11 protein-coding genes are annotated in these 17,789 nt (G+C 43.7%); 2 read left to right on the top strand and 9 right to left on the bottom strand.

What is annotated here, in order from left to right; translation table 11 throughout:
* Positions 1-38: 38 nt before the first annotated feature.
* Entirely contained in the window at positions 39-1,637 is a 1,599-nt protein-coding gene (yqeB, locus tag C9J12_RS12155; RefSeq protein WP_107242956.1) for a selenium-dependent molybdenum cofactor biosynthesis protein YqeB, read from the bottom strand.
* A 39-nt stretch (positions 1,638-1,676) separates the two neighbouring features.
* Positions 1,677-2,579 carry a selenium cofactor biosynthesis protein YqeC gene (gene yqeC / locus C9J12_RS12160; protein WP_107242957.1) on the bottom strand — a complete coding sequence of 301 codons (903 nt, stop codon included), beginning with the start codon at positions 2,577-2,579 and terminating at the stop codon, positions 1,677-1,679.
* A gap of 60 nt (positions 2,580-2,639) precedes the next feature.
* On the opposite strand from yqeC, the gene mocA reads away from it, so the two are divergent.
* Positions 2,640-3,221, top strand: coding sequence for a molybdenum cofactor cytidylyltransferase (mocA, locus tag C9J12_RS12165; RefSeq protein ID WP_227876342.1), 582 nt, complete (start codon positions 2,640-2,642; stop codon positions 3,219-3,221).
* A 187-nt stretch (positions 3,222-3,408) separates the two neighbouring features.
* Here the strand turns inward: mocA and nifJ are convergent, their stop codons facing one another.
* From nifJ to ygeW, 7 genes are all read right to left on the bottom strand, one after another.
* A complete protein-coding gene (gene nifJ / locus C9J12_RS12170; RefSeq protein ID WP_107242959.1) occupies positions 3,409-7,053 on the bottom strand; it encodes a pyruvate:ferredoxin (flavodoxin) oxidoreductase in 3,645 nt (1,214 codons plus the stop codon).
* A gap of 9 nt (positions 7,054-7,062) precedes the next feature.
* Positions 7,063-8,697, bottom strand: a complete 1,635-nt coding sequence (locus tag C9J12_RS12175) for an NAD(P)-binding protein (protein ID WP_170111767.1) — start codon at positions 8,695-8,697, stop codon at positions 7,063-7,065.
* Between the two features lie 155 nt (positions 8,698-8,852).
* Positions 8,853-9,755, bottom strand: coding sequence for a carbamate kinase (arcC, locus tag C9J12_RS12180; protein ID WP_107242961.1), 903 nt, complete (start codon positions 9,753-9,755; stop codon positions 8,853-8,855).
* A 43-nt stretch (positions 9,756-9,798) separates the two neighbouring features.
* A complete protein-coding gene (gene hydA / locus C9J12_RS12185; protein WP_107242962.1) occupies positions 9,799-11,295 on the bottom strand; it encodes a dihydropyrimidinase in 1,497 nt (498 codons plus the stop codon).
* Positions 11,296-11,517: 222 nt separating this feature from the next.
* A complete protein-coding gene (locus tag C9J12_RS12190; protein WP_107242963.1) occupies positions 11,518-12,735 on the bottom strand; it encodes a YgeY family selenium metabolism-linked hydrolase in 1,218 nt (405 codons plus the stop codon).
* Between the two features lie 121 nt (positions 12,736-12,856).
* Positions 12,857-14,059, bottom strand: coding sequence for a diaminopropionate ammonia-lyase (gene dpaL / locus C9J12_RS12195; protein WP_107242964.1), 1,203 nt, complete (start codon positions 14,057-14,059; stop codon positions 12,857-12,859).
* Positions 14,060-14,135: 76 nt separating this feature from the next.
* Positions 14,136-15,323, bottom strand: a complete 1,188-nt coding sequence (gene ygeW / locus C9J12_RS12200) for a knotted carbamoyltransferase YgeW (RefSeq protein ID WP_107242965.1) — start codon at positions 15,321-15,323, stop codon at positions 14,136-14,138.
* 459 nt (positions 15,324-15,782) lie between these two features.
* On the opposite strand from ygeW, the gene C9J12_RS12205 reads away from it, so the two are divergent.
* Positions 15,783-17,540: a sigma 54-interacting transcriptional regulator gene (locus C9J12_RS12205; RefSeq protein ID WP_107242966.1), complete on the top strand. Its 1,758-nt coding sequence runs from the start codon at positions 15,783-15,785 to the stop codon at positions 17,538-17,540.
* Positions 17,541-17,789 lie beyond the last annotated feature (249 nt).

The following is a 17,789-nucleotide window of genomic DNA, read 5'->3' on the forward strand; positions in this document are numbered from 1 at the left end:
AAATTTTTGCTAAGGTGGGTACCCTTACTCACCTTGCGCTAACTCAATGTCGTCTGCTCTAGGTGCAACATGGCTTCCAGTACGCTGCCACCAATGGCACGTGCTTTATCTGAAACCGTCGTGAAATCTGCCTCTATACCACGAGGATCGATATCACCAATTTTGAATCCTTCGGTTACGGTGAGCCCTTCGTTTAATAGCCCTCTTACCATGCCACTTAATGGGGACACTACAGGGCTATCTGCAACATGTGCGATAACATCACCTTCTTCAACAATGTCACCAAGTGATACATGGTTGTACATAATGCCGTTGCAAGGTGCACGAAGAACCCGTTGATGGGTATAACCCGCAATATTGCCCGGTATACCCGTATTGGCTTGTGTTTCACCGTGATAAATCACACGACCCAAGTAATGCCCACGGTTAGTTTCGATCACTGCATCGCAGTCAACACCCGCATTAAAACCGGGACCTAACGCTACCGTGACGGGTGCCATATCTTTAGTCGTACCAAGATTACGTTTCGCCAAAATCGCATCAACGACAAAAGTAGGTTTAAGGTTATTAAGTGAACAGCATTCTTGATCCACCATTACAGGGATATTCCCCTGCTCTAGGACTGTAAAAACCTCTTCACAACTTCGTGCTTTCTGGGCTGTAATGCCTTCAACCTCTACCGGATCGCCATATAAACATTGAGCAAAAGAAACGGTACAACGAATGACCGTTGGCTGGGCAATATCCGTCATCACTACTTTGAAACCAGAATTGTGTAAACGCACAGCAACGCCTGTAGCAATATCTCCCGCACCACGGATTAACACTAATTTATTACGATTCACGCGGGTATCATCTTTCATTAATCCACCCGCTGACTGGTGTTGAACTTTTAACACTTCAGCCATAATGCTAATGGCAATTTCATCTGGTGTTTCTGCACCGATATTAAATCCAATGGGGGAATGAATCGCTTGAATATGGGCTTCGCTCACACTGCTTTTACGTAGGTGGGTAAATAAGGTTTGTACTTTGCGACGGCTGGCCATTAAACCAATATATTGGGTGTCACACCCCACCACTTTCGTGATCGCATCTTGGTCTTGATGATTCGTGGCTATCACTACAAAGCTGTTTTTATCAATCGTAAGTTGGTCGATGGCATCATCCATCGTTTTACCCAAAACACGCTTTGTACCTTCGGGGAAATGTTCTTCTGACAGGCTTTCTTCATACGCATCGGCAACGGTAATATCAAAACCCAAAACATGGGCAGCATGAGCAACAGCACGGTTTACATGCCCTGCACCTATTAATAACAACGCAGGGCGTAATCCGAATACATCAATGAAGACTGTCATTGCACCACCGCAATCCATTCCCATTGCTTCGGGACCTGAACGGGTCATTCTGCCTTTAACAACACGCGGCTTGCGTTCTTGTAGCGCTTCTATGGCTTGCTCTATAACATAACGTTCAATCATACCGCCACCAACAGTGCCTATGATTGACCCATCCGCTTTAACAATCATCTGCCCTGAATGGCGAGGAGCAGAGCCTTTGGTATCAATAATGTTTGTAAGGGCAAATGGAATATTCTGTTGTTCTAACTGAGCGGCCTGCGAAAAAATGTTCATGAACTATAACCTCTAATTATCTGTAAGAGGTCCATACGACTACCTCGTTACAATCTCTCTTATTGGCGCGTGATCGCACATCGCAGCAAGCCAAATTTCATCAAGTTTCTGGTTGTCTGTTATGACCCTTTTTGCCAACTGTTTTACAGTGGAATAAGAACACGCAAGGTCTACTTTATTTATTAACCAAATCTTAATGGCATGTTTGGGCGTTTGCTTAAACATTCCTTGTGGATCTGCAATCAAATGACTGAATACTCGGTGATCCATATCATCACCTTCCGAGCATTGAGTCAGTGCAGAGAATACGTTCCATCTATGAATTCTCTCGGGGCTTGCCTGAGTATGAATAACCTCTGCACCAGTAACGCCAATTACCATATCTGAACTAAGAGGAATGCAAGGCTCATGCCCAGAAGGTGCCTTTATTGGCAAACACTTAGCACCATCAGCTTCAATAATAAAAACTGTGAAAGGCGAATCATTTTTTAGCTTATCGACCCATTCTGGCGTGATCCCTGCTACCTTTTTTTTACCTGTTGCTGATGTCTCATTTATTATTTTTTGATAGCAAAAAGTGATAGAAGGCTCTGATTTTTTCGATTGAAGTCGTGATACTAGTAAAGGTGTTTCCATCACATTTTGAGGCGATTCGAGATCAAAAGGTGAAGAGCTGTTAATAGGCTGACTATCAATTTGATTGTTTGATTTATCAGTACTTAAAACACTATCTTTATTAATCAAATCGGTACTGCTAATAAAATAGTCAGCCTGATGCCTCTCTGGTAAATACATTTTGGTGGTTGTACTAACGAATACACAATGCCCACGCTTTTTATATTCTTGCGCTAACCAAAATGCTGTTGATGTTTTACCGCCGCCGCCCACTAAGGCGATAACAAAAGGGGTCGAAGGCTGAGTAATAAGACTATTTGGGATCATAACAACGCCTTTACTTCACTTAAGTGGCTATAGAATTTAAATTGCGAGCACAGAATGATAATGAAACAGAAGCATCTTGATTGTGTAATGCCTGCCGCTGGATTATCGTCACGAATGGGTGACTGGAAATTAATGCTACCTTACCGCCAGCATACAATCCTTGATGAGAGTATCGAAAACGCGCTCCATTTTTGTTCGCGTGTGATCGTTGTCGCGGGTCATCGCCATGAAGAGTTAGTGAAACATTGTTGTCGTCACGATAATGTACTGGTCGTGATAAACCCTCATTATCAACAAGGCATGTTCAGTTCCATTCAAGTAGGCGTTGAACACGTGGAAAGTGAACATTTCTTTATTTGTCATGGTGATATGCCATGTGTTCCCGCAGACATTTATCAGCAAGTATGGGCACTTAAAGGGAGATGTACCGTTTTCCCTGGCACGTTAAACAAACCGGGACACCCTGTTTTATTACCCAAAAACATGATTGATATAATAAAAAACGCACCGATTACCAGCAAAATGAAACCCTTAATTATGGCGCATACTGTGAAGTATCTCGGTCTGAAGTGTGATGAAATATATTTAGATATTGATACGCCAGATGCGTATCAATCGTTAATCAAAACGCAGCAATCGTAGATCTGCACAAATAAATGTATTGTCATTACCTATTTCACCTTTCATTTGAAATTTATCAAAATGATAGTCATCTTGTTCAACACTATCATTTTGATTTAATTCATTTACACCCAAACAAAAAAAGCCTGATAGTTAGACACGTAATCTAACATCAGGCTTTACTAGCAAAAGCAGTTATTCTTTACATTTAATCATTATTTTCTAACTCAACATGAGGGGCAATTGACCCTTGTTTTCGAGTCGCTAATTCCTCATAAAGTTGCCATTTACGCTCTGCTACTTTCTGTGCGCGGGCTGTAATATCAGCCGCAACTTCAGGGTGAGTTCTACGAAGAATTTGATAACGCGCTTCATTATAACGATACTCAGCCAGTGGAATACTTGGGCGTAATGTATCTAATGAAAATGGGGTTTCATCGACATCTCGTAAGTCTGGGTTATAACGGAACAATGGCCAGTGGCCTGATTTCACTGCTAATTGCTGCTGATGTAATCCCTCTTCCATATTAATGCCATGCGCAATACAGTGACTGTAGGCAATAATAATTGAAGGACCGTGATACGCTTCTGCTTCTCGCATCGCTAACAACACCTGCTGAGGATCGGCACCTAAGGCAACTCGAGCAACATACACGTTGTTGTAAGAAATAGCCTGCATCGCGACGTCTTTCTTGGTGGCTTGCTTACCGGCAGTGGCAAACTTCGCTACCGCGCCCAATGGGGTCGATTTTGACATTTGGCCGCCAGTATTTGAATACACTTCGGTATCCATCACCAACACGTTAACATCAGCACCACTGGCTAATACATGGTCTAAGCCACTAGAGCCAATATCATATGCCCAACCATCACCACCCACTATCCAGATAGAACGGCGAATAAGCTGATCGGCGACCGATATTAGATTTAAGGCTGATTCTGTACCCAGAGTTTTAAGCTGTGTTTTTAGCTTATCAACCCGTTTAATTTGGCTCTGAATATCGCTTTCGGTTTGCTGCTCGGCATGCAGTAGCTCATCGACTAACTGTGGATCAAGAGATTCCTTATTTTCCACCAGCAATTGCTCTGCCATCTCATGCTGCTTAACCGCCGCAAGTCGGAAGCCAAAACCAAATTCGGCATTATCTTCAAACAACGAGTTTGCCCATGCTGGGCCACGACCATCAGCATTTTTCGACCATGGTGTGGTGGGTAAGTTACCCCCGTAAATTGACGAACACCCTGTCGCATTGGCAATCATTAAGCGATCACCAAATAACTGAGACATCAATTTAAGGTAAGGCGTTTCACCACAACCTGAACACGCCCCTGAAAATTCAAACAACGGCTGCAAGAACTGCGCGCCACGCACATTAGAGAAATCAATACGAGAGCGATCGTTATAAGCAATGGTTTCAAAGAATTCAAGATTCTGTTTCTCTTGCTCCATATACGGCGCTTTAATTTCCATGTTTATTGCTTTGCGTTCTGGCTTCCCGTCACTCGCTTCTTCGATCACCATTGGGCAAGCATCAACACACAACGTACAGCCTGTGCAATCTTCTGCATACACCTGCAAGGTATAACGGGTATCTGGGAAACCACGGGCAGTAATACCTGCCGATTTGAACCCATCTGGAGCCTGTTCAAGAATCGATTTATCGTAGAACTTGGCACGAATCGCAGCATGTGGGCAGACAATGCTACAGTTACCGCACTGAATACAATCTTGCGATTCCCAAACCGGTATTTTCTGGGCAATGTTACGTTTTTCCCACTGAGTGGTGCCCGACGGATAAGTGCCATCGACAGGAAGCATAGAAACAGGAATTAAATCCCCTTTTCCTGCCATCATTTGTGCTGTCACTTGCTGGACAAATTCAGGTGCCAGTGCAGAAACAACAGGTTTAGGCTGGCTGGTTGCTGTTACTTGCTGCTGAACCTCTACTTGGTATAAATGCGCTAAAGTATGATCGACCGCCGCGAAGTTTTTCTGTACCACTTCGGGACCTTTACGGGCATAGGTTTTTTCGATCGCTTTTTTAATTTTCGCAATGGCGACGTCTTTATCTAACACACCAGAGAGCGCAAAAAAGCAGGTTTGCATAATCGTATTAATGCGTGTGCCCATACCCGTATCACGCCCGACTTTGTAGGCATCAATAACATGCAGGCTCATGTGGCGATCAATTAATTGTTGCTGCATTCTGGCAGGTAAACTATCCCACACCTTATCTACAGGAACCGTGGTATTGAGTAAGAACGTTGCCTTATCAGCGGCTTTTGCCAACATGTCTGTACTTTCAACAAACGTTGATTGGTGACACGCCACAAAGTTCGCCGATTGAATTAAATACGGACTATTAATTGGGTGATGACCAAAACGCAGATGTGACTCAGTTTGCGATCCTGACTTTTTAGAATCATAGACAAAATAACCTTGTGCAAAATAATTAGGATCATCCCCGATTATCTTAATGGTATTCTTATTTGCCCCGACCGTACCATCGGCACCAAGCCCATAGAACATCGCGCGAACAACGTCGTTGGATTCAATATCAAAAGCGGGATCGTATTCAAGGTGCGAGTTCATCACATCATCAATAATACCGATCGTAAAATGATGCTTCGATTTATCTTGTGCAAGGTTGTCAAAAATAGCTTTGACCATCGCGGGCGTAAATTCTTTGCTCGATAAACCATAACGGCCAGCCACTAATCGCGGCATTACCTGATTAGGCTTAACACTATACATATCTTGATTATCGATCAAAGCAGTCAGTATGTCTTGATACAGCGGATCTGCATTGGCACCCGGTTCTTTTGTGCGATCAAGCACGGTGATTTTCGTTACTGTTTCAGGCAGTGCAGCCAACAGATGCTCTGCAGATAACGGACGATAGAGGCGTACCTGTAATACACCCACCTTTTTGCCTTGCGCCACTAAATATTCGACCGTTTCTTTTATGGTTTCAACACCGGACCCCATCGCAATCACGACATGTTCAGCATCTGGTGCGCCATGGAATTCCAGTAACTTATAATGACGCCCTGTTAACTCACCCAGTTTATCCATACACTGCTGCACAATAGCAGGCGTTTGAGCATAAAACGGATTAACCGTTTCACGACCTTGGAAATATACATCTGGGTTTTGTGCCGTACCACGAATAAACGGCTTATCGGGTCTTAAGCCTCTCTCCCGATGTTCGCGTACTAACTTATCTGAAATCATTTCTCTGATATGAGCATCAGAAATTACCTTGATTTTATTCACTTCATGCGAGGTTCTAAAACCATCAAAAAAGTGAATGAAGGGAATACGAGAATCAAGAGTGGCAGCGTGAGCCACCAGCGCCATATCATGAGCTTCTTGTACCGACGATGACGCCAATAACGCAAAACCGGTGCCTCGAGCAGCCATAATATCTTGATGGTCACCAAAGATTGATAAACCCTGTGCCGCTAGCGAACGGGCTGCGACATGGAATACCGCAGAAGTAAGTTCTCCTGCAATTTTATACATGTTCGGCAGCATTAACATTAAGCCTTGAGAGGCGGTAAATGTTGTGGTTAATGCCCCACTTTGTAATGCGCCATGGACGGTACCTGCTGCACCACCTTCACTTTGCATTTCAGCAATAAGAGGAATATTACCCCAAATATTACGCTTGTCTTCCGCTGCCCATTGATCGGCAAATTCCGCCATGGTCGAAGATGGCGTTATTGGATAAATAGCACACACTTCACTAACACGATAAGCAATATGTGCCGTGGCTTCGTTACCGTCACACGTGTGCATAACAGATTCTGTCGATACATTTTTAGTCATAAGATCGTTGTTCGTTGTCATGATAAGCTCCTATTCCGTTAGTGCCGCGACCATTTCAATCGCATGACAAGGACATTGGGAATAGCAGGCTTCACAACCGGTGCACTTATCGTAATCCACCTTATAGCCTTTACCTTTCCCAAGATGGGTAATTGCACCTTGCGGACAAGCCCCCAAACAACCATTACATTCAAAACAGTTACCACAAGAATAACAACGCTGTGCCTCGTATAAGGCTTCCTCTTGTGTTAACCCACCCACCACTTCATCAAATGAAGTCGCACGCTGGATCACCGGAATCGCAGGTTGCTCACTCTGCTCGGCATCGGTTTTGTACCACAGGTGTAACTTATCAAAGCGGATCAGTGGTTGCTTGCTGATCTTGCTAAAACTACGGTGATTAAGGAATGCATCAATGTGTGCCGCAGCTTTCTTACCGTGCCCCACCGCAATGGTAACGGTACGGTCGCTCGGCACCATGTCACCACCTGCAAACAACCCTTTATAACCCGTCATCATTTGTTCATTTACGATCACGGTTCCATCGTGTTTATGCTCAACGCACGGTATCGATTCGGTCAGCTTGGTATCAATATTCTGACCCAGAGCCAGAATCAATGAATCCGCTTCCACTGTTTCAAATTCGCCAGTCGGTTGCGGACGACCATTGTCATCAATCGCCATTTTTTCCAACGTAAACGCCGTGCCATCGATTTCTTTAATGGTGCGCTGCCAATGGAAAGTCACGCCTTCTTCCATTGCTTCGACACATTCAAAATCATGGGCTGGCATGTGTGCACGATCGCGACGGTAAATCACCGTCACATCTGCCCCCAAACGGCGTGCAGTTCGGGCTGCATCCATCGCGGTATTGCCGCCGCCATAGACTGCAACACGTTTACCTAATACGGGCGCAGTACCCAGTTCAACATCGCGTAAGTACGAGACCGCATCGTTGACTTTTTCAGGCTCATCGTTTGGAATATCAACACCACGACCGACATGTGCACCAATCGCGAGGAAAACCGCATCAAACTGCCCTTTCACTTTCTCGGCCAGTAAATCTTCCACTTTGTGGTTCAATATAATCTTGATACCCATGGCTTCGATGCGTGCGATTTCATTTTCTAAAATATCACGCGGTAAACGGTACGCAGGAATACCAAAGTGCATCATGCCACCAGCCATTGGTGCTGCATCGCGTATTTCAACCTCATGCCCTTTACGCTTGAGGTGATATGCCGTCGCTAAACCACTAGGACCCGCGCCAACAACTAATACTCGTTTACCGGTTGGCTCGGCCTGAAAACGTACTTGCCAATTATTGACTAACGCTTGATCACCTAAATAACGTTCAACGGCATGAATACTCACCGCTTGATCCACGTTGGTACGATTACACGCCGATTCGCACGGGTGGTAACACACGCGACCATGAATCGCAGGCATTGGGTTATTTTTGATTAACGCTTGAAAGGCATCTTCATAGTGCTCTGACTGAGCGAGGGATAGCCATTCTTGTATATTACTCCCGGTAGGACAGGCGTGATTACAAGGTGGTAGGGAATTGGAATAGATAGGAAGTTTTGTACGAATGGCCCCTGACCCTTTTTTCATTTTAAGGTCTGGGGGTAAGGTCATATCCTTAGAACAATTGCTCATCATATTCTACCTTTTTGACGGTAAAAAAATGCGCCCTTGGATGTAATAATTTGAGTGGGCGCAGATCATGAAAAGCAGTGATGTGAAAGAATTAGGCTTATTGGTTACGTTACGCACGGTGCCAATACACACCTCTTTTCCTCATCACTGCACTTGGCCTACATACTCACGCATGTACCTGCGCGTTCGGCCAATACTTCTAATCCTTCTTCAAGCGCACCGATATAGGCACGTCCACCGAATGTGGCAAAGTCAGTCGCTGCTTCGACTTTTGGCCCCATTGAACCGGCGGGGAAATCATATTCACTCAGTTCTGTGGGCGTTGCCTTACGCAGTGCTCGTTGGTTATCAGTACCCCAATCTAAATACACGGCGTCGGCATCGGTTAAGATCAATAATTTATCGGCATTGAGTTGCTTTGCTAATAACGTGGCTGAAAGATCTTTGTCAATCACACCTTCTACACCTTGGTAGCCTACTTCAGCACGGCAAACAGGAATACCACCACCACCACAACAAATCACGACCTGCCCGGCCGCAAGTAAGGTATCTATAGACACCTTATCTAATATATTGATTGGTTTAGGTGACGGCACTACACGACGAACAAATTCGCCATCTCGTTTCATGATCCAATTGTTGGCTTCTGCAAGAATGCCCGCTTCTTCTTCGTTGTAGACGGGTCCAACAAACTTCGAAGGATCCAACATGCTTGGATCGTTGGCATCGACTTCAATGCGGGTTAACAAAGTCGCCACTTGTATTTCTGGCATGAGGTTTTGCAGCTCTTGCGCCAACATATAGCCAATCATGCCTTCACTTTCTGCACCTAACACATCTAATGGGTACGGTGATACTTTGTCATACGCTAGGTTCTGTAACGCTAATAAGCCGACTTGCGGCCCATTACCATGGACAATAGCAACTTGGTATTCTTTGGCTATTTCAGCAATGGCTTTTGCCGCTACTTTGATGTTAGCGAGTTGATTGTCAAAACTGGGCGCGTCGCCACGACGCAGCAAGGCATTACCGCCAAGGGCTACTACAGCTGTGGGTTTCATATTACCTCCTTGAGGTTCTAAATTTTAAAGGGAAATTGCCTTCTTACTCTTTCTCACCACCATGATTCGCAGAGGTTTGCTCCGTTGAGAGTTCACTCATTGAAATATGCTGCGTTGAGAAAGGTTTGCGGTGAACAAAGCGGCCATTCCCAGCTTTCCCCATAAATTCACCCATACACGCCACTACATTGCCACGGCTTAATGTCATAACTGGCCAGCCATGGCTTTCTATTGATTCAAACGGGGTATAATCGGTATTGTCGTGCAATAAATCGTGTGTGACTGTGACATTCTCTTTCGGATCAAACAGCACAATGTCAGCATCAGCACCAATATCAAAACTGCCTTTCTGTGGATACAATCCAAACAGCTTTGCTGGCATATAGCTGGTTAATTCCACAAAACGGCTTGGCGTAATTCGCCCTGCCATCACACCCTCAGAGAAGAGCAATGGCATACGCGTCTCTACACCAGGCATGCCATTTGGACAGGCACTAAAATTATCTTTTCCGCGTTGTTTTTGCTCATGATAAGTAAACGAGCAATGATCGGTCGCAACGGTATCAATACTGCCATCCATAAGGCCTTGCCATAATTTTTCACGTTCTGCGATTGGGCGTAATGGTGGGCTTAAAATGAATTTCAATGCATCGTCACGTTCGTAACAACTTTCATCCAGTAACAAATACTGAGGGCAGGTTTCCGCCCATACAGGTTGTTTGTTTTGGCGGGCTAAGCGAATGTAGTCCAGCCCTAATCCATTGGATAAGTGGACGATATATAACGGTGCATTATCGGCTAATCGTGCAAGATTTATCATTCGACCAATAGCTTCTGCTTCACACTCTAACGGACGGCTTATGGCATGGTATTTCGGGGCGGTTTTACCTGCTTCCAACAGTTGAGTACGACGTAATGCAATTGCAGCATCGTTCTCTGGATGAACCGTTGTTAGTGCATTCACTTTATTTAACTGCGTTAATGCGCGCAGTACTGAGTCATCATCTAATTTATAGCCATAAGTAAGATAGAGCTTGAAGCTCGAAATACCTTCTTCTTCGACCATAGACGCCATTTCGGCAAGAATCTCGTCATTTATATGCTGAATAACGCCATGAAAGCTGTAATCAATAACGGCATTATTACCAGCGTAGTCTTTATAAACACTAAGTTGGTGATGCAGGTTACACCCTTTAGGTCCAAACCCCATGTGGTCGATAACCATGGTTGTACCACCACAAGCTGCCGATCGGGTACCTGTATAAAAATCATCGATGCTACGGGTAAACCCTGCATCAATATTGAAATGGGTATGTACATCGATACCACCCGGCATCACGTATAATCCCGCGGCATCAATCACTTTGGTGCCTTTGGGGTAATCATCGATGGTATGAGCAACCTTGGCAATCTTGCCATCAATAATTAAGATCTGTTTTTTACTTTCGCTATGAGCGTCTACAACAATACCGTTAACGATTAAGGTTGGGCGAACATCGTTGTCGACCGGACGGTTTGCAGAATGAATGCTCTGTTTCATTACGTTGTCCTTTTTGTATCAAATCTATTTATTACACTGTTTTGTTATTTTTTTATCGCATTCGCAAACTCAAACAATAAAGCCATCCCGAGGGGGATATGTGGTCAGTTCTCTAAGGCAGAGTGAACTGACACCCTCGGGACGGAAGTCGGTATCAATATCGTTTAACGCTTATTGTTATTAATGAAACATCATTCGACATTGCGAAGTTGTAAGTCGTTTCTATTTTTCGAGTTGTTTCAAATACATTTGTGGGATCACGGCATACATTGCCGCACAAGTTACTAGATGATCTTTCCATGTTTTTTCGTTTGGCGCGTGTGCTTCAGGCTCTTTACCCGGACCAAATCCAATAACAGGAATACCGTAACGACCCATGATAGAAACGCCGTTAGTAGAGAATGTCCACTTATCAACCTTTGGTTTCTTGTCGAATAATAATTCGTAAGAAGCTTCTAGTGTCTTGGTCGCGACATGCTCTTCATCAATCACCCACGTTGGGAAATAACACTCTGTTGGGTAAACCAAACCAGTGTAAGCTGGGCGGTTGTATTCATACATAGACACCACACCTTGTGCCTCTTGTACTGCTGGTAGTGCACGAATTTCGTCAAGTGCACCTTCCCATGTTTCGCCCCATGTTAAGCGACGGTCAATAGACACAGCACAGCTATCTGCGACAGCACAACGGCTTGGTGAGGTAAAGAATATTTCAGAGACAGTCAGTGTGCCTTTGCCTAGGAATGGGTCATCTTTTAGGTTATGAGATAGCCCTTCAAGTTGGTTCAGAATTGGACCCATTTTGAAGATAGCGTTATCGCCACGCTCTGGTGCAGAGCCATGGCAGCTCACCCCTGCTACATCAACACGAATTTCCATACGTCCGCGCTGACCACGGTAGATCTGGCAATCTGTTGGCTCAGTAGAAACCACAAACTCTGGACGAATATTGCTTTCTTCGATGATGTACTGCCAGCAAAGACCATCACAATCTTCTTCTTGTACAGTACCAGTAACTAACAACGTGTATTCATCTTCAAGACCAAGATCTTTGATGATCTTGCCAGCATAAACCATTGAAGCCATGCCGCCTTCTTGATCCGATGCACCACGACCACCGATAATTTCGTCGTTTTCCATGCCTTGGTATGGGTCGAATTCCCAGTTGTCCATGTTGCCGACACCAACGGTATCAATGTGTGCATCCATCGCAATCAAATGTGGACCATGACCAATCCACCCTAGTACGTTACCCATTGGGTCGATTTCAACTTTGTCGAAACCCACTTTTTCCATTTCTTCTTTGATTCTCAACACTACTTTTTCTTCGTCGCAGCTTTCGCTTGGAATCGCAATCATGTCACGTAAGAAACGTGTCATATCTGCTCTGTATTCTTCCGCTTTTTCTACAACAGTGTTGAAAGGAATATTCTTTGTCATTGTAATTCTCCTTGGGTCGAGTGGTGGTCATCACACCCGACATGATCTATTTTCAAGGCACCCTGCACTTTTGATGACGCACGCAGGACGCTAATTAATTTTCTTAATATATATTTTGTAACTAAAGCGTCGGGTGCTTGCCTTGCCATACCACTTCACGATAATGAACCGGATCAGTATCACCTTCGGTATTGATCAACAGCACGACAGAGTATTTATTCAGCCCCATCTTCGCCATTAATGCTTCACGGTCTGGATGGTAATGGGCGGCTACTAATAAGCCCGCACCTACTGCACCTGATTCCCCGGATATCACACGAGGATCATCACCTAATGGATTACCCAATACGCGCATGCCAAGTGCTGCTACGCTATCTTGGCAAGAAACAAATTGAGTCGCGCAATCACGCAATACTGGCCAACCTAACGGATTTGGTTCACCACACGCTAGACCCACCATGATGGTTGCCATGTCGCCGCCAACATTCACCATGCCGCCGTCAGCACTGATACCTGAACGGTAGATACAGTCTGCTTGGTCGGGTTCAATTATTACAGAATGCAAATTTTCAGCGCCATATAGGTCACATAGGTACCCCAAGACACCGCCCGCTAATGCACCGACACCGGCTTGCAAGAACACATGTGTTGGTTTAGCAACAGCGTGGATTTTCATTTGATCAACGGCTTCTGCCGCTAATGTTGTATAACCTTGCATAATCCATGTTGGGATTTTGGTATAACCTTCCCATGCCGTGTCTTGAACCACTTTCCATCCGCTCTCTTCTGCTGTCTTAATAGCTAATCGCACGGTATCGTCGTAGTTCATGTCGGTAACGATACATTCAGCACCTAAAGCGCGAATGTTTTTTACGCGTTCGTCAGCCGCACCTTTTGGCATATACACAACCGCATTTTGACCCAGCTTATTCGCTGCCCATGCTACGCCGCGTCCATGGTTACCATCGGTTGCTGTTGCGAACGTCATCTTTTCTTTAATGTCATTTTTGAGCGTATCGAAATCAAAGGCATTTATATCAAGTTGGTATTCATCACATAGCAAGCGAGCAATAGCATATGCCCCACCTAACATTTTGAATGCGCATAAATCGAAACGGTGGGATTCATCTTTTACTAAGATTTTGCCGACACCAATTTCTTTAGCTAGACAGTCGAGAGATTGCAATGGTGTTGGTTGATAACCTTCAACTTTTTGATGGAAGGCACGGGCTTTTTCCGCTTCATCAATGGTGAACAAAGAAGACAGCTGACCGTTATAGTGACGGTTATCGGCTATCTCCATTTTTAGAGAGAATATAGACACGATCAGACCTCATTGATGTGAATAAAAAGAAGTGCGGGATAACGAAGAACACACTACCCCGCGAAAGGAGCAAAACTTATTTAACGCGAGTTTTATACTCATCAAGCAGTTGTTGTAATACCAAACCAGGTTCTTGGTATTTACGGTTCATGATCATCGATGCAATGATATACGGCTTCCAGCTTGCTTCTTTATAAGTGGCAATACGGTACTTCTCGAATACGGCCTCTTCTACTTCGCCTTCTTTACAAGAAACACCTGTAATATCAGCAGGCAGACAGTGCATGTATAAAGCTTCACCGCCCTTGGTTTTCGTCATCATTTCTTCAGTACAATGCCAGTCTTTAAAGTTCGCATTTTGTGCTAGGCATTCTTGCTCAAGGGCTTTTAATCCATCATGGTCTTGTGCACGAAGCAATTCGGTACGACGCTCCATCACTTGATACGGAGCCCAAGATTTAGGGTAAACAATATCAGCACCGTCGAACGCTTCTTCCATAGACGTTACTTGAGTAAAGCTACCACCAGATGCTTCTGCGTTCTGACGCGCTTGCTCAACCACTTCAGGAATAAGGTCGTAACCTTCTGGATGCGCTAATGTCACGTCCATGCCAAAGCGGGTCATTAAACCAATAATGCCTTGTGGTACAGAAAGTGGTTTGCCGTAACTTGGAGAGTACGCCCATGTCATTGCGAGTTTCTTACCTTTAAGCTGATTCAAGTCACCAAAGTGCTCTTCTAGCCATGCAAGATCTGCCATTGATTGAGTTGGGTGGTCAATGTCACACTGAAGGTTAACTAATGCAGGACGGCTCGGTAAAACGCCTTCTTTAACACCTTCATCTAATGCAGCACCCACTTCACGCATATAAGCATTACCTGCGCCTAAATACATATCATCGCGAATACCAATGGCATCGGCACAAAATGAAATCATGTTTGCTGTTTCACGCACGGTTTCACCATGTGCGATTTGAGATTTACCTTCGTCAAGATCTTGCTGGGCCAAACCCAACATATTAATCGCAGAAGCATAAGAGAAACGGGTACGTGTTGAGTTATCGCGGAACAGAGAAATACCTAAGCCGTTATTAAATACATTGGTTGCAATATTCTCTTGGCGCATCGCTTTTAAAACTTGCGCTGTTTTTAATACACGCTCTAGTTCTTCTGGGCTCTGCTCCCACGTTAATAAGAAATCTTTATCATGCAGTTCAGACTTTAGTTCATTGATTTCCTTGATCAGTTCATTAATGCTTTTCATTTTATTCTTCCCAGTTATGAATTCGTTATTGGTGTATATCCAGTTATCAAATATGTAAGAGTGCGAGGCTGGAAATGCTTGTGGGTGTTAACAAGCTTCTGGTTCTCTTAATCCAATAACTGTGCCAATTAAAAAACAATTAACTAAAATAGATTTAATGCATTAAAAAACAACAGCTTATACCAAGGCGTGAAAAGTTACTTAATATTTATAGCCAAATTATCACTATCAGCGGCTATCAGTGATAGTAACCAAAATGATAGTGACCACAGTGTCAATTATCATATTGATATTCTGATGTGACCGCGCTAACAATTCCTATTTGATATTCTGGTGTGACCGCGCTAGCAATTCCTATTTCGTATTATCACTCGACGATAAAAGCCTGATTCACATCAAATTGATGCAAGCAATACTTGATTAAGTTATAGAAGTATTATTTAGGGATAGAACTGAATTATGTTGAACACCACACATCAATCAGAATTAATGCAATTGCAGCCAACCATTCTGCGCTTCACCCAAATGCTTTCTGCCGTGCTTCAATTAGATGCAGAAGTGGTTGATGCCAATTTAGTACGTATTGCGGGTACTGGTCCTTACAGTAAATTTTTTGGTAAGAAGTTAAATACTAGCTCAAGAATATTTCGCTATATTTTGGAAACACACCAAGAAAAAGTCGTTGTTAAATCACGTACCGATCCTTTGTGCGATGGATGTACTAACAAAACTAATTGTCGTGAAACCGCTTTTCTTGGCGTCCCCATTATGATTGAAGACCGTTGTATCGGTGTGATCAGCTTAGTGGCTTTCAATATCGAGTCTCGTGAAAAGATTAAAGAAAATGCTCAGCTATTTTCCGACTATATTCGGCACATCTCAGAGCTGTTTGTCTCAAAAGTTTTAGATATAAACGACTCAGAGCACGGGCTAGATAAAGTGTTTACTAGCCTGATCGAAAATATGGATCAAGGGGTATTAGTACTCGATGAGCATAGCCGTGTTCAATACGGTAATACGCCAGCCCTCACTAATTTGAATATAGAAAAAGAAGAATTAGTACGGGTAGAAGTAAACATCCAACCTTTATCTATTCACAACAACGATCTTAAAGGTCATCAACAGCACATTATTTCTTTAGGCAAACGCCAAGAATTAGTGGTTGGTCAGTTCCATGATATTCAAGGGCACCAACTCTTTATTATGGCTTTCTATCAACCGAATACATCTTTCTCGAATAATGAGGCTCCGAAAGCACAATTCACGGGTGTGATTGGTGAATGTAAAAAGATGCAGCAACTGAAGGTGCTTATCTCTCGTATTGCCAGCAGCCCTTCCAGTGTATTAATTAATGGTGATAGTGGCACAGGTAAAGAAGTTGTCGCGCATGCCGTTCATAATATGAGCGATCGTGTCGATAAGCCTTTTATTGCCATTAACTGTGCCGCGATTCCAGACCAATTATTAGAAAGTGAACTATTTGGCTATGTAAAAGGCGCTTTTACTGGTGCATCAAGCAAAGGCAAAACAGGGCTGATTCAAGCTGCTAATCAAGGCACCCTATTTCTTGATGAAATCGGTGATATGTCGATGACATTGCAAGCTAAATTATTACGGGTATTAGAAGAACGAGAAGTCATGCCGATTGGCTCAAATACGGCCATTCCTGTCAATATTCGCGTGATTTCAGCAACAAACCGTAATTTCGCAGAAATGATTGCCACCAACAAGTTCAGAGAGGATTTATATTATCGTTTAAACGTCATTCCCATTCATTTACCCACTTTAAAAGAACGCGGAAAAGATGTTGAGCTGCTAATCCACTTCTTTCTTGATATTCACACCCGTAAAATCGGTGTTAGCTATCCAGGTATTACACCTGCCGTTATGTTGCGACTGAATGCGTACCATTGGCCGGGCAATGTGCGTGAGTTGAGCAATCTTATTGAATACCTCGTCAATGTTGTACCAGAAGGTGATGCTATCGATATCGATCTATTACCTCCCTACTTTGAAGGCACAGTGCTAGAACAGAAAAGTGATCAACTGATCATTGATGACAGCATTATGAGCTTAGAAGAAATGGAAAAAATTCGAATTGAAGAAGCGATTAGTCGGTTAAGCAACCGGAAATTAGTCGCGGATGAACTGGGAATTGGTATTGCGACGTTATACCGAAAAATCAAAAAATATGGTTTGAGTTCTCACGGTAGTTAATCCATTATTCCTGCGATAGAATGAACAACATAAATCCCGCTAACTGCGGGTTTTATGTTTACGCTTGTTCATTATATTGTCATGCCGTAAACGTATTCTTCGTTACAAAACACCATATAGAGTCACACAACTAGTGTTACTGGCTAACTTATTAATTACCTTAGCATATTGTTTTTAACGCTTAAGGTATAAGGAACGGGGAAAATCCCCACAAATATACAAAAACATGATCTCGTTCGCGAAATTTAT

The organism is Photobacterium frigidiphilum (assembly GCF_003025615.1).
GTDB lineage: Bacteria > Pseudomonadota > Gammaproteobacteria > Enterobacterales > Vibrionaceae > Photobacterium > Photobacterium frigidiphilum.

Coding starts and splice junctions, on each gene's coding strand:
- nifJ (WP_107242959.1), bottom strand. CDS start 7,053: ATGACAACGAACAACGATCTTATGACTAAAAATGTATCGACAGAATCT.
- C9J12_RS12175 (WP_170111767.1), bottom strand. CDS start 8,697: ATGATGAGCAATTGTTCTAAGGATATGACCTTACCCCCAGACCTTAAA.
- arcC (WP_107242961.1), bottom strand. CDS start 9,755: ATGAAACCCACAGCTGTAGTAGCCCTTGGCGGTAATGCCTTGCTGCGT.
- ygeW (WP_107242965.1), bottom strand. CDS start 15,323: ATGAAAAGCATTAATGAACTGATCAAGGAAATCAATGAACTAAAGTCT.
- C9J12_RS12190 (WP_107242963.1), bottom strand. CDS start 12,735: ATGACAAAGAATATTCCTTTCAACACTGTTGTAGAAAAAGCGGAAGAA.
- C9J12_RS12205 (WP_107242966.1), top strand. CDS start 15,783: ATGTTGAACACCACACATCAATCAGAATTAATGCAATTGCAGCCAACC.
- mocA (WP_227876342.1), top strand. CDS start 2,640: ATGAAACAGAAGCATCTTGATTGTGTAATGCCTGCCGCTGGATTATCG.
- hydA (WP_107242962.1), bottom strand. CDS start 11,295: ATGAAACAGAGCATTCATTCTGCAAACCGTCCGGTCGACAACGATGTT.
- yqeC (WP_107242957.1), bottom strand. CDS start 2,579: ATGATCCCAAATAGTCTTATTACTCAGCCTTCGACCCCTTTTGTTATC.
- yqeB (WP_107242956.1), bottom strand. CDS start 1,637: ATGAACATTTTTTCGCAGGCCGCTCAGTTAGAACAACAGAATATTCCA.